Origin of the sequence: Pseudomonas sp. FW305-28, assembly GCF_017351395.1 — a bacterium.
Classification (GTDB): domain Bacteria; phylum Pseudomonadota; class Gammaproteobacteria; order Pseudomonadales; family Pseudomonadaceae; genus Aquipseudomonas; species Aquipseudomonas fluorescens_AA.
This window is the reverse complement of the sequence record NZ_JACNDD010000113.1, coordinates 1-21,165: the sequence shown is the minus strand read 5'-3', so window position 1 is coordinate 21,165 and position 21,165 is coordinate 1. Positions and strand designations below refer to the sequence as shown.

General features: G+C 61.1%; 16 protein-coding genes. 14 read left to right on the top strand and 2 right to left on the bottom strand.

The genetic code is table 11. The features are described from left to right. Positions 1-379 precede the first annotated feature (379 nt). From J4E53_RS22425 to J4E53_RS22385, 9 genes are all read left to right on the top strand, one after another. On the top strand, positions 380-1,981 hold the full coding sequence (locus J4E53_RS22425) for an ABC transporter substrate-binding protein (RefSeq protein ID WP_060739186.1): 1,602 nt from the start codon (positions 380-382) through the stop codon (positions 1,979-1,981). 255 nt (positions 1,982-2,236) lie between these two features. Continuing rightward, the gene (locus J4E53_RS22420) at positions 2,237-3,862 is read left to right on the top strand and encodes an ABC transporter substrate-binding protein (RefSeq protein ID WP_060739187.1); all 1,626 of its coding nucleotides are present in this window, start codon (positions 2,237-2,239) and stop codon (positions 3,860-3,862) included. Positions 3,863-4,260: 398 nt separating this feature from the next. Beyond that, a complete protein-coding gene (locus J4E53_RS22415) occupies positions 4,261-5,862 on the top strand; it encodes an ABC transporter substrate-binding protein (protein WP_060739188.1) in 1,602 nt (533 codons plus the stop codon). A gap of 170 nt (positions 5,863-6,032) precedes the next feature. Beyond that, positions 6,033-7,448, top strand: coding sequence for an OprD family porin (locus J4E53_RS22410; protein ID WP_060739189.1), 1,416 nt, complete (start codon positions 6,033-6,035; stop codon positions 7,446-7,448). A gap of 75 nt (positions 7,449-7,523) precedes the next feature. Beyond that, a complete protein-coding gene (locus J4E53_RS22405; protein WP_060739190.1) occupies positions 7,524-9,119 on the top strand; it encodes an ABC transporter substrate-binding protein in 1,596 nt (531 codons plus the stop codon). Between the two features lie 74 nt (positions 9,120-9,193). Beyond that, positions 9,194-10,204, top strand: a complete 1,011-nt coding sequence (locus tag J4E53_RS22400) for an ABC transporter permease subunit (RefSeq protein ID WP_030139822.1) — start codon at positions 9,194-9,196, stop codon at positions 10,202-10,204. A gap of 10 nt (positions 10,205-10,214) precedes the next feature. After that, positions 10,215-11,126: an ABC transporter permease subunit gene (locus tag J4E53_RS22395; RefSeq protein WP_060739191.1), complete on the top strand. Its 912-nt coding sequence runs from the start codon at positions 10,215-10,217 to the stop codon at positions 11,124-11,126. A 10-nt stretch (positions 11,127-11,136) separates the two neighbouring features. Continuing rightward, positions 11,137-12,105 (top strand): ABC transporter ATP-binding protein, encoded by a 969-nt coding sequence (locus tag J4E53_RS22390; RefSeq protein ID WP_060739192.1) that lies wholly within the window; start codon positions 11,137-11,139, stop codon positions 12,103-12,105. Next, positions 12,105-13,085, top strand: coding sequence for a peptide ABC transporter ATP-binding protein (locus J4E53_RS22385; protein WP_060739193.1), 981 nt, complete (start codon positions 12,105-12,107; stop codon positions 13,083-13,085). The genes J4E53_RS22390 and J4E53_RS22385 overlap by 1 nt, the downstream gene beginning before the upstream one ends. 200 nt (positions 13,086-13,285) lie before the next feature. Here the strand turns inward: J4E53_RS22385 and J4E53_RS22380 are convergent, their stop codons facing one another. Continuing rightward, a complete protein-coding gene (locus tag J4E53_RS22380; RefSeq protein WP_060739194.1) occupies positions 13,286-13,558 on the bottom strand; it encodes a hypothetical protein in 273 nt (90 codons plus the stop codon). Positions 13,559-13,974: 416 nt separating this feature from the next. Beyond that, on the bottom strand, positions 13,975-15,558 hold the full coding sequence (locus J4E53_RS22375; protein WP_103311193.1) for a peptide chain release factor 3: 1,584 nt from the start codon (positions 15,556-15,558) through the stop codon (positions 13,975-13,977). A 331-nt stretch (positions 15,559-15,889) separates the two neighbouring features. Between J4E53_RS22375 and J4E53_RS22370 the strand changes: the two genes are divergently transcribed. From J4E53_RS22370 to J4E53_RS22350, 5 genes are all read left to right on the top strand, one after another. Further along, positions 15,890-16,606, top strand: a complete 717-nt coding sequence (locus J4E53_RS22370) for an ABC transporter permease (protein WP_060739196.1) — start codon at positions 15,890-15,892, stop codon at positions 16,604-16,606. 25 nt (positions 16,607-16,631) lie between these two features. After that, positions 16,632-17,534, top strand: a complete 903-nt coding sequence (locus J4E53_RS22365; protein WP_092328502.1) for a glycine betaine ABC transporter substrate-binding protein — start codon at positions 16,632-16,634, stop codon at positions 17,532-17,534. 15 nt (positions 17,535-17,549) lie between these two features. After that, positions 17,550-18,203: an ABC transporter permease gene (locus tag J4E53_RS22360; protein WP_060739198.1), complete on the top strand. Its 654-nt coding sequence runs from the start codon at positions 17,550-17,552 to the stop codon at positions 18,201-18,203. Beyond that, complete coding sequence (locus J4E53_RS22355; RefSeq protein ID WP_060739199.1) at positions 18,200-19,357, top strand: betaine/proline/choline family ABC transporter ATP-binding protein; 1,158 nt, start codon at positions 18,200-18,202, stop codon at positions 19,355-19,357. Before J4E53_RS22360 ends, J4E53_RS22355 begins: the two co-directional genes overlap by 4 nt. A gap of 501 nt (positions 19,358-19,858) precedes the next feature. Continuing rightward, a complete protein-coding gene (locus tag J4E53_RS22350) occupies positions 19,859-21,022 on the top strand; it encodes a type III PLP-dependent enzyme (protein WP_060739200.1) in 1,164 nt (387 codons plus the stop codon). The last annotated feature ends 143 nt before the right edge of the window (positions 21,023-21,165 follow it).

Sequence of the window (21,165 nt, the reverse complement as noted above, 5' to 3'; positions counted from 1 at the left end):
CCCACGGAGCAATGCCGGAGTGAGGGCACACCGAGCCTAGGCGAGGTGCCGAGTGGTGGGGCAAAAAGCGTTTTGCTTACTTTTGCGCTTCTCAAAAGTGAGCCGCTGTAAGAGCGGAACCCTAAGTAGCCGTTACCGCAGCAATGGATATGTACGCGGTCAACAAAATCCTGGCCGGCTGTCAGGCCGCCATCGCGAGCAAGCTTTGCTCCCACAGATCTGACGGGTGTATGACCGTGAGAACCAGGCAGGCTATCAGGCCGCCTCGTCCAAAAGCGCTATACCCAAACCCAACGGTCCCCCTCACTTTTCGATATTTCCAACACCCCCACCCGCAACGCTACTCTCCTGAAAACCTCACCACCCCCCAAGGGATTTCATGGACAGAACCACCTTCAAGCCCCTCCTGCTCACCCTGGCCCTGATCAGCAGCGCCCCAATGGCCCAAGCCGCCACCACCCTGGTCTACTGCTCCGAAGCCAGCCCCGCCGGGTTCGACCCCAGCCAATACACCAGCGGCACCGACTTCGACGCCTCGGCCGAAACCGTCTTCAACCGCCTCACCCAGTTCAAGCGCGGCGGCACCGAGGTCGAACCCGGACTAGCCACAAACTGGGACGTATCCGCCGATGGCCTGGCCTACACCTTCCACCTGCGCAACGGCGTGAAATTCCACACCACCGACTACTTCACCCCCACCCGCGACTTCAACGCCGACGACGTGCTGTTCACCTTCCAGCGCCTGCTCGACCCACAGCACCCGTTCCGCCAGGCCTACCCCACCGAATCGCCGTACTTCACCGACATGGGCTTGAACACCACGATCAAAAGCGTCGAAAAAGTCGACGAACACACCGTGCGCTTCAACCTGAACAACGTCGACGCCGCCTTCGTGCAGAACCTGGCGATGAGTTTCGCCTCCGTGCAGTCCGCCGAATACGCAGCGCAGTTGTTGAAGGAAGGCAAGGCCGGCGACCTCAACCAGAAACCCGTTGGCACCGGGCCGTTCGTGTTCAAGCGCTACCAGAAGGACTCGCAGATCCGCTACGCCGCCAACACGGCGTACTGGAAACCCGAGGACGTGAAACTCGACAACCTGATTTTCTCCATCACCCCGGACGCCGCCGTGCGCCTGCAAAAGCTCAAGCGCGGTGAATGCCAGGTCAGTGGCTACCCACGCCCGGCCGACATCGAGGTGATCGAACAGGATCCGAACCTGCAAGTGCTCAAGCAGCCGGGTTTCAACCTGGGTTTCCTGGCCTACAACGTGACACACCCGCCCCTGGACCAGCTCAAGGTCCGCCAGGCGCTGGACATGGCCATCGACAAGCCGGCGATCATCAAGGCCGTGTACCAGAGCGCCGGCCAACTGGCGCAGAACGCCTTGCCACCGGCCCAGTGGTCGTTCGACCCGAGCATCCAGGACGCGCCCCACGACGTGACCAAGGCCAAGGCGCTACTCAAGGAAGCCGGGGTTGCGCCGGGTACCACCCTCAATTTATGGGCGATGACGGTGCAACGCGCGTCCAACCCCAATGCGCGAATGTCGGCACAGATGATCCAGCAGGATTGGGCCAAGATCGGCATCAAGGCCAACATCGTCAGTTATGAATGGGGCGAGTACATCAAGCGTGCAAAAAATGGCGAACATGACGCAATGATCTACGGCTGGACCGGCGATAACGGCGACCCCGACAACTGGCTGGGGGTGCTATACAGCTGCGCGGCGGTCAAGGGCAGCAACTACGCCAAGTGGTGCGACCCGGCCTACGACCGCTTGATCCAGCAGGCCAAGGTGTCCACCGACCGCCAGAAACGGATCGATTTGTACCAGCAAGCGCAGAAAATCCTCAAGCAACAGGTGCCGATCACCCCGATCGCCAACTCCACGGTCTTCCAGCCAATAAACAGGAAAGTGGTGGATTTCAAACTCAGTCCATTCGGACTGACACCCTTCTACGGCGTGGGTTTGACGAAGTAACACCCGAGCCAAACCGGTGCGTCACGGCCGCGCGACGCACCGGCAAGGGGCGCTTTTGGCGTCAAAAAAACACCCGCAAACGGTCAACTGCGTCAGAAGTTACACGAATGCGACATTAAGGTACGTTCGTGCCACTGTTTCAGACTTGCAACCGCTCTGGATCTTGCATTGGGTATGGGGCCTGCATAAGTATCCGCAGGACGACTCACGAGGTCGCCCTCAAATCCAAAAATGACAACAAATCATGAGGCCAACATGCTTAAACAAGCGGTCATTCCGTTTTTAGTCGGTGCAAGCTTATTAGCCAGCGCACCTTTCGCCCAAGCCGCGACTAACCTGGTGTTCTGCTCCGAAGGGAGCCCGGCCGGTTTTGACCCGGGTCAGTACACCACCGGAACCGACTTCGACGCCTCTGCAGAGACCGTATTCAACCGGCTGACCCAGTTTGAACGCGGCGGTACCGCCGTGATTCCTGGCCTGGCGACCAAGTGGGATATTTCCGAAGACGGCCTGACCTATACCTTCCACCTGCGTGAAGGCGTCAAGTTCCACACCACTCCGTACTTCAAGCCGACCCGCGAGTTCAACGCCGACGACGTGCTGTTCACCTTCAATCGCATGATCAGCAAGGATGACCCGTTCCGTAAGGCGTACCCGACCGAATTCCCGTACTTCACCGACATGGGCATGGACACCAACATTGCCAAGGTCGAGAAGCTCGACGACAAGACCGTCAAGTTCACCCTCAACGCCGTAGACGCCGCGTTCATCCAGAACATGGCCATGCACTTCGCCTCCATCCAGTCCGCCGAGTACGCCGCCCAGTTGCTCAAGGAAGGCAAGCCTTCCGACATCAACCAGAAGCCGATCGGCACCGGCCCGTTCGTGTTCAAGAGCTACCAGAAAGACTCGAACATCCGCTTCACCGGCAACAAGGAATACTGGCTTCCGGAAGACGTGAAGATCGACAACCTGATCTTCGCCATCACCACCGACCCGTCGGTGCGTATCCAGAAGCTGAAAAAGAATGAATGCCAGGTCACGCTCTTCCCACGTCCGGCCGACCTCAAGGCGATCAAGGAAGACAAGAACCTGAAGATGCCGGACCAACCGGGCTTCAACCTGGGCTACATCGCCTACAACGTCATGGACAAGATCAAGGGCAGCGACCAGCCCAACCCGATGGCCCAGCTGAAAGTGCGCCAGGCACTGGACATGGCCGTCAACAAGCAGCAGATCATCGACTCGGTGTACCAGGGCGCCGGCCAGCTGGCCGTCAATGCCATGCCGCCGACCCAATGGTCCTACGACACCACCATCAAGGACGCGGCGTACAACCCGGAGAAAGCCAAGGAACTGCTCAAGGAAGCCGGGATCAAGGAAGGCACCGAGATCACCTTGTGGGCCATGCCGGTCCAGCGTCCCTACAACCCGAACGCCAAGCTGATGGCCGAAATGCTGCAATCGGACTGGGCCAAGATCGGGATCAAGGCCAAGATCGTCACTTACGAGTGGGGCGAGTACATCAAGCGTTCCAAAGGTGGTGAAAACGGCGCCATGCTGATCGGCTGGAGCGGCGACAACGGTGACCCGGACAACTGGCTCAACGTGTTGTTTGGCTGCGACTCGCTGCAAGGCAACAACTTCTCGAAATGGTGCGACAAGAAGTTTGACGACATCGTCAAGCAAGCCAAGCGCACTTCGGATCAATCCAAGCGCACCGAGCTGTACAAACAGGCGCAGCACATCCTCAAAGATGCTGTTCCGATGACACCCATCGCTCACTCGACGGTGTTCCAACCCATGCGCGCCAACGTGCAGGACTTCAAGATCAGCCCCTTTGGCTTGAACTCCTTCTACGGCGTCAGCGTCAGCAACTAAGGTGACCTGTGGCGAGGGAGCTTGCTCCCGCTGGGCCGGTCCGACGCTTCGGGCGTCGCGGCCCCTCTTTTGAGCGTGATGGCGGAGCGGTAAGCAACGCCATCGCGAGCAGGGTTCGCTCCCACGGCATACCGTTGCTTTACGCCAAGACCTAGGAAAACGCCTACATCCAAAAGCACTGCGTACCACAGCAGTTGGTTTGGGATGTATTGCCTTTTCCCACAAGTCTTTCAGGCATTACGCATTTACCGCCCGGCCCACGGCTCATACCGTCGGCACTTGGACGACTTGCCAACCCTGCGGCATCGCTACGCAATGGAATGAACTCAGTGCCCCGACCTGTCCCCGGAAGGACGCCGGTTCACTGTTAAAACACCCCGAACGAGAGAGGGAGCGTCATGCGCCATACCTTGGTTTTATCCGCATTGCTGGGCACCGGCCTGCTGGCCGCGACATCCGCGGCCCAGGCCGCCGGCGGTAGCCTGGTGTTCTGTTCCGAAGGCAGCCCCGCCGGTTTCGACACCGCGCAATACACTACGGCCACCGACAACGATGCCGCCGAACCGCTGTACAACCGCCTGGCCGAGTTCGAAAAAGGCGCGACCAACGTCGTCCCAGGCCTGGCAACCCGCTGGGACATTTCCGAAGACGGTTTGAAGTACACCTTCCACCTGCGCGAAGGGGTGAAATTTCACACCACCGACTACTTCACGCCGACCCGGGATTTCAACGCCGACGACGTACTGTTCACCTTCAACCGCATGCTTGATCCGCAGCATCCGTTCCGCAAGGCCTACCCCACCGAGTTCCCCTACTTCAACGGCATGAGCCTGAACAAGAACATCGCCAAGGTGGAAGCGACCGGGCCATTGACCGTGGTCATGACCCTCAACAGCGTGGACGCCGCGTTCATCCAGAACATCGCCATGAGCTTCGCCGCGATCCTGTCGGCCGAATACGCCGACCAGTTACTCAAGAGCGGCAAGCCGAGCGACATCAACCAGAAGCCGATCGGCACCGGGCCGTTCGAGTTCAAGAGCTACCAGAAAGACTCCAACATCCGCTACGTCGCCAACCAGCAGTACTGGGCGCCGGAGCGGGTCAAGCTGAACAACCTGATCTTCTCCATCAACACCGATGCCTCGGTACGGGTGCAGAAGCTCAAGGCCAACGAGTGCCAGGTCACCCTGCATCCACGTCCCGCCGACGTACCGGCCTTGAAGAACGACCCCAAGCTGCAACTGATCGAAAAACCGGGCTTCAACCTCGGCTACATCGCCTACAACACCCGCCACAAGCCGTTCGACCAGGTCGAAGTGCGCCGTGCGCTGGACATGGCGGTGAACAAGCAAGGCATTCTCAATGCGGTGTACCAGGGCGCGGGACAACTGGCGGTCAACGCCATGCCACCGACGCAGTGGTCCTACGACGACACCATCAAGGACGTCGCCTACAACCCGGAAAAAGCCAAGGAGTTGCTCAAGGCCGCCGGGGTCAAGGAAGGCACCGAAATCACCCTCTGGGCCATGCCCGTGCAACGTCCGTACAACCCCAACGCCAAGCTGATGGCCGAGATGCTCCAGGCCGACTGGGCGAAGATCGGCTTGAAAGTGAAGATCGTCAGCTACGAATGGGGCGAGTACATCAAGCGCACCAAGAACGGCGAGCACGACGTCAGCCTGATCGGTTGGACCGGTGACAACGGGGACCCGGACAACTGGCTCGGCACGCTGTACAGCTGCGACGCCATTGGTGGCAACAACTACTCCATGTGGTGCGACCAGGACTACGACAAGCTGATCAAGCAGGCCAAGGTCGTCACCGACCGCGACCAGCGCACCGTGCTCTACAAACAGGCCCAGCAGTTGCTCAAGCAGCAAGTGCCGATCACCCCTGTTGCCCACTCGACGGTCAACCAGCCGCTGAGTGCCAAAGTCGAAGGGTTCAAAGTCAGCCCCTTCGGTCGCAATGTCTTTTCGGGCGTCAGCCTGAACCCATAACCGTTAGCCACACAGCGCGGGCTTCCTATGGAAGCCCCACGCCGACGTCTTGCCGTAATTCGCCAATCGGGCACCAGGCAAACGTTTGCAAGCTGTGAATGAGTTGTAAAACCGATAGCCGTATCACCAAAAAAGAACGGCATGAAAAAGAAAGAAAAGGAGCGTTACCGATGAAACTGAGCAACACAGCGATACTGGCCTTGGCCATCAGCAGCATCAGCGCAACAGCGTTTGCAGAATCCCAGAGCCAGGCGGTCACCCCGGTGACCCTCAAGACCACCAGCGAGCAAAGCGAAGCCAAGGGTTTCATCGACGGCCAGTCCATCACGGGCACCACGCGCAACTGGTACGCCAACGAGCAATTCAAGCGCGGCACGAAACTCACCTATCGCAAGAACGGTGAAGCACGCGAGACCGACCGCCGGATCAACTGGCTGCAAGGCACCATCATCAAGTACAACTCGGGCTTCACCGAAGGCACCGTGGGCTTCAGCACTGAACTGGCCGCCTACAACGCCATCGCCCTGGACCAGGACCGCAAGGACCTGGCATCCAACAACGGCGGCGCGCCGACCACCCGTCCTGGCGCCGGCAACAACCGTACCCTGACCCGCGAAGGCGGCGACGCCGTGGGCCAGTGGAGCAAGCTGGGCCTGGCGAACGTCAAGGCCCGCGTTTCCAACACCACCCTGACCGCCGGCCGCCAGAACTTCAGCAGCCCGATGGTCGACGTCATCGGCAACCGTGCCCTGCCCTCCAGCTTCCAGGGTGTGAGCCTGCACAGCGAAGAATTCGAAAACCTGGGCTTCGACATCGCCACCTTCGACCGCAACTCGCCGCGTACCGAAGAGAGCCTGCGCAAGTTCCGCTCCGAGTACGGTGACAGCAGCGTCGAGACCGATCACGTCAACACTGCCGGTATCACTTACCAGCCACTGGCCAGCCTGAAGACCAGCCTCTGGGCGACCCAGGCCGAGGACATGTGGAACCAGTACTACTTCGGCGCCACCCATGAGCTGGGCGACAGCTCGGTGCTGAGCCTGACCACCGGCCTGAACTACTACAAGACCGTGGACTCGGGCAAAAGCAAGCTGGGCGAAATCGACAACGACACCTACTCCCTGTCGTTCGGCCTGACGCATCAGGCCCACAGCCTGACGTTCTCGTACCAGGAGGTGAACGGTAACGAGTACTTCGACTACCTGCACGAAACCAACGGCATCTACCTGGCCAACTCCCTGCTGTCGGACTTCAACGGCCCGAACGAGAAATCCTTCCAGATCGCCTACGGCCTGAACATGGCTGAATACGGCGTGCCAGGCCTGAAGTTCAACATCTACCAGGCGCGCGGCTGGGGTATCGACGGTACGCACTACAACAGCACCGGTTACAGCGATGTACGGGCGATGGACGGCGAGCACCACTACGAATACGGCGTCGGTGCGTCCTATGCCGTACAGAGCGGCCCGCTGAAAGCCACCGCGATCCGTGCCACCTACACCGCACACCGCGCCAGCGAAAACCAGGCCGACGGCAGCCTCAACGAGTTCCGCCTGGTCACCACCATCCCGTTCAACATTCTCTAAACTGCCACCGGGCGGTCGACTCACGAGGTCGTCCGCCTGGTCTTTTGCCATTGACCCGATTGCAGAGGATTGACGATGAACATGATTCCCCTACGCGCCGCCATCGCCGCCGCATTGCTGAGCGTCGCCGTTGGCGCCACCGCCAAACCCCTGGTGGTTTGCACAGAAGCCAGCCCGGAAGGCTTCGACATGGTCCAGTACACGACTGCAGTCACTGCCGACGCCGTGGCGGAAACCATTTTCAATCGCCTGGCCGATTTCAAGCCCGGCACCACCGAGGTGATTCCGGCCCTGGCCGAATCCTGGGACATCAGTGACGATGGCCTGACGTACACCTTCCACCTGCGCAAGGGCGTCAAGTTCCACACCACCGAATACTTCAAGCCGACCCGCGACATGAACGCCGACGACGTGGTCTGGAGTTTCCAGCGCCAGCTGGACCCGAACCACCCATGGCACAAACTGTCGAGCGTGGGCTTCCCCTACTTTGAAAGCATGGGCTTCAAGGAACTGCTCAAAAGCGTCGAGAAAGTCGACGAGCACACGGTCAAGTTCAGCCTGACCCGCCGCGAAGCGCCCTTTCTGGCCGACATCGCCATGGCCTTCTCCTCGATCTACCCGGCCGAATACGCCGACCAGTTGCTCAAGGCCAATAAGGCCGGCGATCTCAACAGCAAACCAGTGGGCACCGGGCCGTTCGTCTTCCAGCGCTACAACAAGGACGCCCAGGTTCGCTTCAAGGCCAACCCGGACTACTTCCGTGGCAAGCCACCGGCCGATGCGCTGGTATTGGCCATCGCCACCGACAACAACGTGCGCATGCAGAAGCTCAAGACCAACGAGTGCCAGATCGCGCTGTACCCCAAACCCGATGACATCCCCAGCATCAAGAAAGACCCGAACCTGAAGGTCGCTGAACTGGACGCGATGACGGTTTCCTACACGGCCCTGAACACCAGCCACAAATACATGAGCGACGTGCGGGTGCGCAAAGCCATCGACCTGGCCTTCGACAAGGAAGCCTACGTCAACGCGCTGTTCGGCAAGGGTAACGCCACCGTGGCGGTCAACCCGTACCCGCCAACCTTGCTGGGCTTCAACCACGATCTGAAGAACCCGCCCCGCAACCTCGACAAGGCCCGCGAGCTGCTCAAGGAAGCCGGCGTGCCGGAAGGCACCGTGTTCACCCTGTTCACCCGCAACGGCGGCGGCCCGACCAACCCCAACCCGATGCTCGGCGCGCAGATGATGCAGGCGGACCTGGCGAAGGTCGGGATCAAGGTCGACATCCGCGTGATGGAATGGGGCGAAATGCTCAAGCGCGCGAAAAACGGCGAGCACGACATGGTCTCCGCCGGATGGGCGGGTGATAACGGCGACCCGGATAACTTCCTGACGCCTATGCTCAGTTGCGAGGCGGCCAAGAACGGCGAAAACTACGCGCGCTGGTGCAACGAGAAATTCCAGGCACTGATCGACCAGGCTCGCGCCACAGTGAACCCCGAGGAGCGTATCAAGCTCTATGAGCAGGCCCAGGTGCTTTTCAACCAGGACCTGCCTTGGATCAGCATGGCCCACACCCGCATGTTCACGGCCATGCGCAACAACGTAGAGGGTTATGTGATTAGCCCGCTCACCACCAACAACTTCGCCACCACCCAGGTGAAGTAGATAAGAAGACGCCCGGCAACCCTAACCCAGGGATTGCCGGGCACGCCTAACCGGCTGATGAGGTACACCTGAAGATGTTTAGTTTTATTGCCCGCCGACTGGGATTATTGATCCCCACGTTCTTCGGCATCACCTTGCTGACCTTCGCGTTGATTCGCATGATCCCCGGCGACCCCGTGGAAGTGATGATGGGCGAACGTCGGGTCGATCCCGAAATGCATGCACAGGCAATGGAACGCCTTGGCCTCAATAAACCGCTGTATGCCCAATACCTGGACTACATCGGCAAACTGGCCCACGGCGACCTCGGCGAATCGCTGCGTACCCGTGAAAGCGTATGGACCGAGTTCAGCTCCCTGTTTCCCGCGACCCTGGAACTGTCCATGGCCGCCCTGTTGTTCGCCGGTATCCTGGGCCTGCTGGCCGGGGTGATCGCGGCACTCAAGCGAGGATCCCTGTTCGACCATGGGGTGATGGGCATCTCCCTGGCGGGGTATTCGATGCCGATCTTCTGGTGGGGCCTGATCCTGATCATGTTCTTCTCGGTGTCCCTGGGCTGGACGCCGGTGTCGGGGCGGATCGACCTGCTCTACGACATCGAGCCGAAAACCGGCTTCATGCTGATCGACACGCTGTTGGCCGACGAGCCAGGCGCGTTCCTCGATGCCCTGCACCACCTGATCCTGCCGGCCATCGTGCTGGGCACCATTCCGCTGGCGGTGATAGCCCGCATGACCCGCTCTTCGATGCTCGAAGTGCTGCGTGAAGACTACATCCGCACCGCCAAGGCCAAGGGCCTGTCGCCGTCGCGCGTGGTGTTCGTGCATGGCCTGCGCAACGCGCTGATCCCGGTGCTGACCGTGGTCGGCCTGCAAGTCGGCACGCTGCTGGCCGGTGCGGTCCTGACCGAAACGATCTTCTCCTGGCCGGGCATCGGCAAGTGGCTGATCGAAGCCATCGGCGCCCGGGACTACCCCGTGGTGCAGAACGGCATCCTGTTAATCGCCTGCCTGGTGATTCTGGTCAACTTCGTCGTGGACATCCTCTACGGCTTTGCCAACCCACGCATCCGTCACCAGCGCTGAGATCAAAACCATGAGTACTCCAACTACCGCGGTAGCAGTCGATCAAAGCCTGCTGTACCCGTCCCCGTACAAAGAATTCTGGCACGCGTTTTCCCGCAACAAGGGCGCCGTGGCCGGGCTGCTGTTCATGATCCTGGTGGTGTTCTGCGCGCTCTTCGCGCCGTGGGTCGCGCCTCACGACCCGAGCGAGCAGTACCGCGACTTCCTGCTGACGCCGCCGGCGTGGCTTGAAGGCGGGCAGATCCAGTTCCTGCTGGGCACCGACGAACTGGGCCGCGATTTGCTGTCACGCCTGATCCAGGGTTCGCGCCTGTCGCTGCTGATCGGTTTGTCGTCGGTGGTGATGTCGCTGATCCCGGGCATCCTGCTGGGGCTGTTCGCCGGGTTCTTCCCGCGCATCCTCGGCCCGACCATCATGCGCCTGATGGACATCATGCTGGCCCTGCCTTCGCTGCTGCTGGCCGTGGCGATTGTCGCCATCCTCGGCCCAGGCCTGATCAACACCGTGATCGCCATCGCCATCGTCTCGCTGCCGTCCTACGTGCGCCTGACCCGCGCCGCCGTGATGGGCGAACTGAACCGCGACTACGTGACCGCCGCCCGCCTGGCCGGTGCCGGCCTGCCGCGCCTGATGTTCATCACCGTGCTGCCCAACTGCATGGCACCGCTGATCGTCCAGGCGACGCTGAGCTTTTCCTCGGCCATCCTCGACGCCGCCGCCCTGGGCTTCCTCGGCCTCGGCGTGCAACCGCCAACCCCGGAGTGGGGCACCATGCTGGCCTCGGCCCGGGACTACATCGAACGCGCCTGGTGGGTCGTGAGCCTGCCTGGCTTGACCATTTTGCTCAGCGTGCTGGCAATCAACCTGATGGGCGACGGTCTGCGCGATGCGCTGGACCCGAAACTCAAGAATGCCGCCTGAGGAGATTCCCATGTCACTGCTAGAAATCAAGAATCTCAACGTTCGTTTCGGCGACGCCACCGCCGTGCCGGTGGTCGATGGCCTGGACCTGAGCGTGGAAAAAGGCGAAGTCCTGGCGATCGTCGGCGAATCGGGCTCGGGTAAATCCGTGACCATGATGGCGCTGATGGGCCTGATCGAGCACCCCGGCATCGTCACCGCCGATGCGCTGAACTTCGACGGCAAGAACATGCTCAAGCTGAGCAACCGCCAGCGCCGGCAGATCGTCGGCAAAGACCTGGCGATGGTCTTCCAGGACCCGATGACCGCGCTCAACCCCAGCTACACCGTGGGTTTCCAGATCGAAGAAGTGCTGCGCCTGCACCTGAAGATGTCCGGCAAGGCCGCCCGCAAGCGCGCCATCGAACTGCTGGAAAAAGTCGAGATCCCGGGCGCTGCCAGCCGCATGGACGCCTACCCCCATCAGTTGTCCGGTGGCATGAGCCAGCGCGTGGCGATTGCCATGGCCATTGCCGGCGAGCCGAAGTTGCTGATCGCCGACGAACCGACCACCGCCCTCGACGTGACCATCCAGGCCCAGATCATGGACCTGCTGCTGGCCCTGCAAAAAGAACAGGACATGGGCCTGGTGCTGATCACCCATGACCTGGCCGTGGTGGCTGAAACCGCCCAGCGCGTGTGCGTGATGTACGCCGGCCAGGCCGTGGAAGTGGGCCAGGTGCCGCAACTGTTCGACATTCCGGCCCACCCCTACAGCGAAGCGCTGCTGGCGGCGATTCCGGAGCACAGCATGGGCGCCGAGCGCCTCGCGACCCTGCCGGGCATCGTGCCCGGCCGCTACGACCGTCCGCAAGGCTGCCTGCTGTCGCCGCGCTGCCCGTACGTGCAGGACAACTGCCGGCAACAACGCCCGGCCCTCGATGCGAAATCCAACAGCCTCGCCCGCTGCTTCTACCCGTTGAACCAGGAGGTGGCGTGATGGCCGTCGTACTTACCGCCCGTGACCTGACCCGTCATTACGAAGTGTCCCGTGGCATGTTCAAGGGCCATGCGACCGTGCGCGCCCTCAACGGTGTGTCGTTCGAACTGGAAGCCGGCAAGACCCTGGCCGTGGTGGGTGAATCCGGTTGCGGCAAATCCACCCTGGCCCGGGCCCTGACGCTGATCGAAGAACCGTCCTCCGGCTCCTTGAAAATCGCCGGGCAGGAAGTGACCGGCGCCAACAAGGCCGAACGCAAGCAATTGCGCAAAGACGTGCAGATGGTGTTCCAGAGCCCCTATGCGTCCCTCAACCCGCGACAGAAAATCGGTGATCAGCTGGCCGAACCGTTGCTGATCAACACCAACCTGTCGGCCACCGAACGGCGGGAAAAAGTCCAGGCGATGATGAAGCAGGTGGGCTTGCGTCCCGAGCATTACCAGCGCTACCCGCACATGTTTTCCGGCGGCCAGCGCCAGCGCATCGCCCTGGCCCGTGCCATGATGCTGCAACCCAAGGTGCTGGTGGCGGACGAACCGACGTCGGCGCTGGACGTATCGATCCAGGCCCAAGTGCTCAACCTGTTCATGGACTTGCAGCAGGAGTTCAACACCGCCTACGTGTTCATTTCCCACAACCTGGCGGTGGTGCAACACGTGGCCGACGACGTGATGGTGATGTACCTCGGTCGCCCGGTGGAGATGGGCCCCAACGAGTCCATCTACAGCCGCCCGCTGCACCCGTACACCCAGGCGCTGCTGTCGGCCACGCCGACCATCCACCCGGACCCGAACAAGCCGAAGATCAAGATCGTCGGCGAGCTGCCCAACCCGCTCAACCCACCGTCCGGCTGCGCCTTCCACAAGCGCTGCCCGTACGCCACCGAACGTTGCAAGACCGAAGAACCGGCGCTTCGCCCGCTCGATAACCGGCTGGTGGCCTGTCACTACGCCGAGCGGTTCCTCGAAGGCGCGGCATAAGGCAAAAGGCAGATAGAGCACGTGTGGCGAGGGAGCTTGCTCCCGCTGGGCCGCGAAGCGGACCTTCCTTTTGGGCCTGCTGCGCAGTCCAGCGGGAGCAAGCTCCCTCGCCACGGGTGATGCATCAGGCTGAGTACATGAAAAACCCTCCGCCCGACGAAGCAACAGTCGGGCAGGAGGGTTTTTTATTGGCCTCGATTCTACGTCTGGCTATCGCCTTCGTCGGCATCGTCGCCCTCACCACCATCACCACTATCCCCGCCGTCGTCAGGATCCTGGTCGATGGGCGAGTCATCATCCTGATCACCCGACTCCTGTGTGGTGGTCGCGGCAAGCATCATCTCGCCTTGCGCCATTTGCCCATTCGACGCGTGCTGCTCATGCTCATCGCATTCGGCCCATACGGCGGTAGAGCCCAGGGACAGCATCACCAACACCTTCAGCAAAAACATCATGCGTAGCAGCTTGTTCATAGCCAACTCCTTCTTTTCCGGATGAAGCCGGGGCCTGACGGCGCTCAAGAAATCTAGTTCTGAACAGGCCGGTTCACCAGATAGGACGCTGCATAACAGCCAGAAATGCCGCTGCTCGACAGATTGGTTTCGAATAAGGGTTATCTCCAATCCAACTAACCGCCAAAACCCAGTGTGGGAGCGAGCTTGCTCGCGATGACGGCAACACATCCAACATCCAGGCAAGCTGACCCACCGCTATCGCGAGCAAGCTCGCACCCACAGGGGGTCATGAGTGATCGAGAGATTGAGGATTGGCACAAAACCAATGTGGGAGCGAGCTTGCTCGCGATGACGGCAGCACATCCCACATCCAGGCAAGCTGACCCACTGCTATCGCGAGCAAGCTCGCTCCCACAATGGGTCACTCTTGATGCTTAGTGATGCTCACGGGTCGCGCGGAATTTCACATCCGGCCAGCGCTCTTCCATCAGCGCCAGGTTGACCCGGGTCGGGGCCAGGTAGGTCAGGTGACCGCCGCCATCCAAGGCGAGGTTTTCCACAGCCTTGTTGGAGAATTCCTCGAGCTTTTTCTTGTCGCCGCATTCGACCCAACGGGCGGAGTACACGGTGATTGGCTCGTAGGAGCATTCAACCTTGTATTCCTCTTTCAAGCGGCTGGCGACCACATCGAACTGCAGCACACCGACGGCGCCGAGGATGATGTCGTTGCTGCGCTCCGGGAAGAACACCTGGGTGGCGCCCTCTTCGGCCAATTGCTGCAGGCCCTGGCGCAGTTGCTTGGACTTGAGCGGGTCCTTCAGGCGTACGCGGCGGAACAGTTCCGGGGCGAAGTGCGGGATGCCGGTGAAACCCAGGGCTTCGCCTTCGGTGAAGGTGTCGCCGATCTGGATGGTGCCGTGGTTGTGCAGGCCGATGATGTCACCGGCGAAGGCTTCTTCCAGTTGTTCGCGTTCCGAGGAGAAGAAGGTCAAGGCGTCGCCGATGCGCACGTCTTTGCCAGTGCGCACGTGGCGCATTTTCATGCCCTTGTCGTATTTGCCGGAGCAGATGCGCATGAAGGCGATACGGTCGCGGTGCTTGGGGTCCATGTTCGCCTGGATCTTGAACACGAAGCCCGAGAACTTCTCTTCCACCGGCTCCACGGTGCGCTCGTTGGCGGCGCGCGGCAGCGGGCGCGGGGCCCAGTCCACCACGGCGTCGAGCACATGGTCCACGCCGAAGTTGCCCAGGGCCGTACCGAAGAACACCGGGGTCAGTTGACCGTCGAGGAATTCCTGCTGGTTGAACTCGTGGCAGGCGCCCTGCACCAGCTCCAGTTGCTCGACGAAACGCTCGTATTCATCGCCCAAGTGCGCGCGGGCCTCGTCGGAGTCGAGCTTCTCGATGATCTTCACCTCGGTGCGCTCGTGCCCGTGCCCGGCGGTGTAGACGATGATGTAGTCGTCGGCCAGGTGGTACACGCCCTTGAAGTCGCGGTAGCAACCGATCGGCCAGGTGATCGGCGCCGCCTTGATCTTCAGGACCGCTTCGATCTCGTCGAGCAGTTCGATCGGGTCGCGGATGTCGCGGTCGAGTTTGTTGATGAAACTGACGATCGGCGTGTCCCGCAGGCGGCAGACGTCCATCAGCGCGATGGTCCGTGGTTCGACGCCTTTACCGCCGTCGAGGACCATCAAGGCCGAGTCCACTGCCGTCAGGGTGCGGTAAGTGTCTTCGGAGAAGTCTTCGTGGCCCGGAGTATCGAGCAGGTTGATCATGTGATCGCGATACGGGAACTGCATGACCGACGTGGTAATGGAGATGCCCCGCTGCTTTTCCATTTCCATCCAGTCGGAGGTGGCATGGCGATCGGACTTGCGAGACTTCACCGTGCCGGCGACCGCAATCGCCTTGCCCATCAGCAAGAGCTTTTCGGTGATGGTGGTCTTACCGGCATCGGGGTGGGAAATAATGGCGAAAGTGCGGCGTTTCGCGACTTCGGCGGCCTGTTTGGTCATGGGAAATCGCCTGGCAGGTGATTCAAAAAAGGGCGGCGATTATAGCTCAACTTGTGCCAGGAACCGAACCGTTGAGCACATCCAGGGTGGCCAGATCATTCCTCGCATGGGAACCTTTTGCCGCGTGGAGGCGTCCACCCCCCTGATACGAGCAACCGTCAGGGGCTGAAAAATCAGCAAGTTAGCCTGACGAGGCTGCGCTCATGGCTCACTTCGACGGCCGTTTACCGACCTCGAAAAGAGCTGCTTCTCGCGAACGTTTTCCCGGCAACCAGTGATGGTTTGCCGCCCGGGAAAGCGTGCGCCGACTGAAAGACAAAGGAGTCCGCCTGTGGCTATCCGCTATGGCAAAGGGCTTATCGGGGGTGCGGTCGTCGTCGCGCTCCTGGCCCTGTTGATCCACTGGATCGGCATCGATACGATCCAACGCTACCGCGACGATCTGCTGTTTTACCTGCAAGCGCACCTGATGCTTGTATTGGCCTCCATGCTGGCGGCCCTCATTGTCGGCATCCCCGCTGGCATCGCCCTCAGCCGCCCCGGCCTGGTCGGGCGCGCCGAACGCTTCATGCAAGTGTTCAACATCGGCAATACCGTACCGCCCCTGGCCGTGCTGGCCATCGCCCTGGGCATCCTGGGCATCGGCAGCGGACCTGCCATCTTCGCCCTGTTCCTCGCCTCGCTGCTGCCCATCGTGCGCAACACCTATGAAGGCCTGAAGAATGTCCAGGGTTCCCTCAAGGAAGCCGCCGTCGGCATCGGCATGACCCCACGCCAGGTGCTGTGGAAAGTCGAGTTGCCCAACGCCGTGCCGATCATCGTCGGTGGCGTGCGCGTGGCCCTGGCGATCAACGTCGGCACCGCGCCCCTGGCGTTCCTGATCGGCGCCAACAGCCTCGGCAGCCTGATCTTCCCCGGCATCGCCTTGAACAACCAGCCGCAGCTGTTGCTCGGCGCAGCCTGCACCGCCCTGCTGGCGCTGCTGCTCGACGGCCTGGTGACACTGGCCAGCCGCCTCTGGCTGGAACGCGGTCTGCGACCGTCATAAGCCGGCTGGAAAAAGGAAATCGTTTATGAAGAAGTTGAGCTTGATACTGGGCTGTGTCCTGCTGTTCGCAGGGTTCGCCCAAGCCGCTGAAAAACCGCTGATCCGCCTCGGCGCCCGGGTGTTCACCGAGCAGACACTGCTGGCGGAAATCACCGCGCAATACCTGCGCAGCAAAGGCTACGACGCGCAGATCACCGGCGGCCTGGGCAGCAACCTGGCCCGTAGCGCCCATGAAACCGGGCAACTGGACCTGCTGTGGGAATACACCGGCGTGTCGCTGGTGGCCTACAACCACGTCACGGAAAAACTCGACAGCGCCCAGTCCTACGCCCGGGTGAAAGAACTCGACGCCAAAAAAGGCCTGGCCTGGCTGGCACCGTCGAAATTCAGCAACACCTACGCCTTGGCGCTGCCGGAAAAAGTCGCGCAGCAATATCCGCAGATCAATTCCATCAGCCAATTGAACACGGTGTTGCAAGCCGAAGCCGATGACAATCATCTGGTGGCCCTGGACACCGAGTTCGCCAACCGTTCCGACGGCCTGGCGGGCATGGTGGAGCAGTACGGCATGAACCTGACCCGCAAGAATATCCGGCAGATGGACGCGGGCCTGGTCTACACCGCCCTGCGCAACAGCCAGGTGTTCGCCGGCCTGGTCTACACCACCGACGGCCGGCTGAACGCGTTCAAGCTGAAGTTGCTGGAAGACGACAAGCATTACTTCCCCGACTACACCGCCGCGCCGGTGGTGCGCCAGGCGTTCCTCGACGCGCACCCGCAACTGGCCGCGCAACTCAAGCCCCTGGCCGAGTTGTTCGACGATGAAACCATGCGCCAGCTCAACGCCCGCGTGGACGTCAACCATGAAAGCCCCTCCGCCGTTGCCGCCGATTTCCTGCGCCAACATTCGCTGCTCTCAACCCAATGACCTGGAGGAAAAGCCATGGATTTTCTTGACGCCTTTTCCCATCTGGACTGGCCGCTGGTGCTGCACCTGACCTGGCAGCACATCACCCTGGTGGGCATCGCCGTGACCCTGGCGATTGTCGTCGGCGTGCCCCTGGGCATCTTCATGACCCGCTTCCCGGCGCTCGCCGGCCCCTTGCAGGCCAGCGCCACGGTGCTGCTGACGATTCCGTCGATTGCCCTGTTCGGCCTGTTGTTGCCGTTCTATTCCAAGTTCGGCCAGGGCCTGGGGCCGATGCCGGCGATCACCGCGGTGTTTCTCTATTCGTTGTTGCCGATCATGCGCAACACCTACCTGGCCTTGACCGGCGTCGAACCGGGCATCCGTGAAGCCGCCCGCGGCATCGGCATGACCTTCGCCCAGCGCCTGCGCATGGTCGAACTGCCCATCGCCGTGCCGGTGATCCTGGCCGGCGTGCGCACCGCCGTGGTCATGAACATCGGCGTCATGACCATCGCCGCCACCATCGGCGCCGGTGGCCTGGGCGTGCTCATCCTCGCTTCCATCAGCCGCAGCGACATGTCGATGCTGATCGTCGGCGCCGTGCTGGTCAGTCTCCTGGCCATCTTCGCCGACCTGCTTCTGCAATGGCTGCAACGCTCGCTGACCCCAAAAGGACTATTGAAATGATCGAACTTCAAAACCTCAGCAAAACCTTCAAGAGCAACGGCAAGGACGTCAAGGCCGTCGACTCGGTGAACCTGATCGTCAACGAAGGCGAGATCTGCGTGTTCCTCGGGCCGTCGGGCTGTGGCAAAAGCACCACGCTGAAGATGATCAATCGCCTGATCCCGCCCACCTCGGGCAAGGTATTGATCAACGGCGAAGACACCACCGACCTGGACGAAGTGACCTTGCGCCGCAACATCGGCTACGTGATCCAGCAGATCGGCCTGTTCCCGAACATGACCATCGAGGAAAACATCACCGTGGTCCCGCGCCTGCTGGGCTGGGACAAGCAGAAATGCCACGACCGTGCCCGCGAACTGATGAGCATGATCAAGCTCGAGCCCAAGCAGTACCTGCATCGCTACCCTCGCGAGCTGTCGGGCGGCCAGCAGCAACGGATCGGCGTGATCCGGGCCCTGGCGGCCGATGCGCCGCTGTTGCTGATGGACGAACCGTTCGGCGCGGTGGACCCGATCAACCGCGAGATGATCCAGAACGAGTTCTTCGAGATGCAACGGGCGTTGAACAAGACCGTGATCATGGTCAGCCATGACATCGACGAGGCGATCAAGCTGGGGGACAAGATTGCGATCTTCCGCGCCGGCAAGCTGGTCCAGTGCGATCACCCGGACACGTTGCTGGCGCATCCGGCCGACGAGTTCGTCAGCAGTTTCGTCGGCCAGGACAGCACGCTCAAGCGCCTGTTGCTGGTCAAGGCCGAAGACGCCGCCGACAACGCACCGTCGGTCAGCCCGGAAACGCCGGTGAATGAGGCGCTGGAGCTGATGGACGAACATGACCGTCGCTACGTGGTGGTGACCTGTGCCGAGAACAAGGCCCTGGGCTATGTGCGACGGCGCGACCTGTACCGTCAGACCGGCACGTGCGGACAATACCTGCGGGAATTCAACGCCACCGCGGCCTACGACGAACACCTGCGGATCCTGCTGTCGCGCATGTACGAGTTCAACCGCTCGTGGCTGCCGGTGATGGACGCCGAGCGGGTGTTCCTCGGGGAAGTGACCCAGGAATCGATTGCCGAGTACCTGAGTTCCGGGAAATCCCGTGGGGGCAAGACCAGCATCGTTTCGCCGGCGGAGATTGCGCAGGCCTGATCGCCCCAACGACCCCTGTGGGAGCCGAGCTTGCTCGCGATAGCGGTGGGTCAGTTGGCGGTAGTGCTGGCTGTGCCGCCGCTATCGCGAGCAAGCTCGGCTCCCACAGTTTCCGGGGCGGTCACCAAAATGGTGTCTCTGCCCGAAACGCCCCGATTATCCATCCAGCGGGAACATCAATCTGTCACGCAGGTCGGTTACATCATGAGCTGTCGCGGGCCGCACGACGGATGTGTGCAAAAACGCGACATTTTTAGTTGATCTCAGGCCCCTCACGCCCTAAAGTTCGCGCCGAACGTCCATGCTGGAAACGATCCATCCGGCTCAAGTACTGACGACGAGACAGCAAGGCCAAGGGAATCATGTATCCCATGGCCTTTTTGCTTTCGGCGACATGCCTTGGGAAGTAGGCGAACCAAAGTGGGGATACGGAGGACGTTCACGAGGGCTGCTTGCCCTCACACCCATTGATCCTGATGTTTGCCAGTAGGAGTCCCAAGTATGTCGATCCAGGTCGAAGATTATTTCGCGCGCGAAACTTTCCAGAAAATGAAAGCGTTCGCCGACAAGCAGGAAACCCCGTTCGTGGTGATCGACACCGCGATGATCTCCCAGGCCTATGACGACCTGCGCGCCGGTTTCGAATTCGCCAAGGTCTACTACGCCGTCAAGGCCAACCCGGCGGTGGAAATCATCGACCTGCTCAAGGACAAAGGCTCGAACTTCGACATCGCCTCGATCTACGAGCTGGATAAAGTCATGAGCCGTGGCGTGGGCCCGGACCAGATCAGCTACGGCAACACCATCAAGAAATCCCGCGACATTCGCTACTTCTACGAGAAGGGCGTGCGCCTGTACGCCACCGACTCCGAAGCCGACCTGCGCAACATCGCCAAGGCCGCGCCGGGTTCGAAGGTTTATGTGCGGATCCTCACCGAAGGCTCGACCACCGCTGACTGGCCGTTGTCGCGCAAGTTCGGCTGCCAGACCGACATGGCCATGGACCTGCTGATCCTGGCCCGCGACCTGGGCCTGGTGCCGTACGGCATTTCGTTCCACGTCGGCTCGCAACAGCGCGACATCAGCGTCTGGGACGCGGCCATCGCCAAGGTCAAGGTGATCTTCGAGCGTCTGAAGGAAGAAGACGGCATCGTCTTGAAGCTGATCAACATGGGTGGCGGCTTCCCGGCCAACTACATCACCCGCACCAACAGCCTGGACACCTACGCCGAGGAAATCATCCGCTTCCTCAAGGAAGACTTCGGCGACGACCTGCCGGAAATCATCCTGGAGCCGGGCCGTTCGTTGATCGCCAACGCCGGTATCCTGGTCAGCGAAGTGGTGTTGGTGGCGCGTAAGTCCCGTACCGCTGTCGAGCGTTGGGTGTACACGGATGTGGGCAAGTTCTCTGGCCTGATCGAAACCATGGACGAAGCCATCAAGTTCCCGATCTGGACCGAGAAGAAAGGCGAGATGGAAGAAGTGGTCATCGCCGGGCCGACCTGCGACAGCGCCGACATCATGTATGAAAACTACAAGTACGGTCTGCCGTTGAACCTGGCCATTGGCGATCGCCTGTACTGGTTGTCGACCGGGGCCTATACCACCAGCTATAGCGCGGTGGAGTTCAACGGCTTTCCGCCGCTGAAATCGTTTTACGTGTAATGCGTCCGGGCGCTTGAGCGTCCATCGTTCCAGCCCTGTCGCGTAATAGAAAACGGCGTTTTTCCAGAAATGGAAAGCGCCGTTTTTTTGTTTTTGTTCTCGATGAAACCGCGTTTCCCCTGTGGGAGCGAGCTTGCTCGCGA

Coding starts and splice junctions, on each gene's coding strand:
- J4E53_RS22425 (WP_060739186.1), top strand. CDS start 380: ATGGACAGAACCACCTTCAAGCCCCTCCTGCTCACCCTGGCCCTGATC.
- J4E53_RS22420 (WP_060739187.1), top strand. CDS start 2,237: ATGCTTAAACAAGCGGTCATTCCGTTTTTAGTCGGTGCAAGCTTATTA.
- J4E53_RS22415 (WP_060739188.1), top strand. CDS start 4,261: ATGCGCCATACCTTGGTTTTATCCGCATTGCTGGGCACCGGCCTGCTG.
- J4E53_RS22410 (WP_060739189.1), top strand. CDS start 6,033: ATGAAACTGAGCAACACAGCGATACTGGCCTTGGCCATCAGCAGCATC.
- J4E53_RS22405 (WP_060739190.1), top strand. CDS start 7,524: ATGAACATGATTCCCCTACGCGCCGCCATCGCCGCCGCATTGCTGAGC.
- J4E53_RS22400 (WP_030139822.1), top strand. CDS start 9,194: ATGTTTAGTTTTATTGCCCGCCGACTGGGATTATTGATCCCCACGTTC.
- J4E53_RS22395 (WP_060739191.1), top strand. CDS start 10,215: ATGAGTACTCCAACTACCGCGGTAGCAGTCGATCAAAGCCTGCTGTAC.
- J4E53_RS22390 (WP_060739192.1), top strand. CDS start 11,137: ATGTCACTGCTAGAAATCAAGAATCTCAACGTTCGTTTCGGCGACGCC.
- J4E53_RS22385 (WP_060739193.1), top strand. CDS start 12,105: ATGGCCGTCGTACTTACCGCCCGTGACCTGACCCGTCATTACGAAGTG.
- J4E53_RS22380 (WP_060739194.1), bottom strand. CDS start 13,558: ATGAACAAGCTGCTACGCATGATGTTTTTGCTGAAGGTGTTGGTGATG.
- J4E53_RS22375 (WP_103311193.1), bottom strand. CDS start 15,558: ATGACCAAACAGGCCGCCGAAGTCGCGAAACGCCGCACTTTCGCCATT.
- J4E53_RS22365 (WP_092328502.1), top strand. CDS start 16,632: ATGAAGAAGTTGAGCTTGATACTGGGCTGTGTCCTGCTGTTCGCAGGG.
- J4E53_RS22360 (WP_060739198.1), top strand. CDS start 17,550: ATGGATTTTCTTGACGCCTTTTCCCATCTGGACTGGCCGCTGGTGCTG.
- J4E53_RS22355 (WP_060739199.1), top strand. CDS start 18,200: ATGATCGAACTTCAAAACCTCAGCAAAACCTTCAAGAGCAACGGCAAG.
- J4E53_RS22350 (WP_060739200.1), top strand. CDS start 19,859: ATGTCGATCCAGGTCGAAGATTATTTCGCGCGCGAAACTTTCCAGAAA.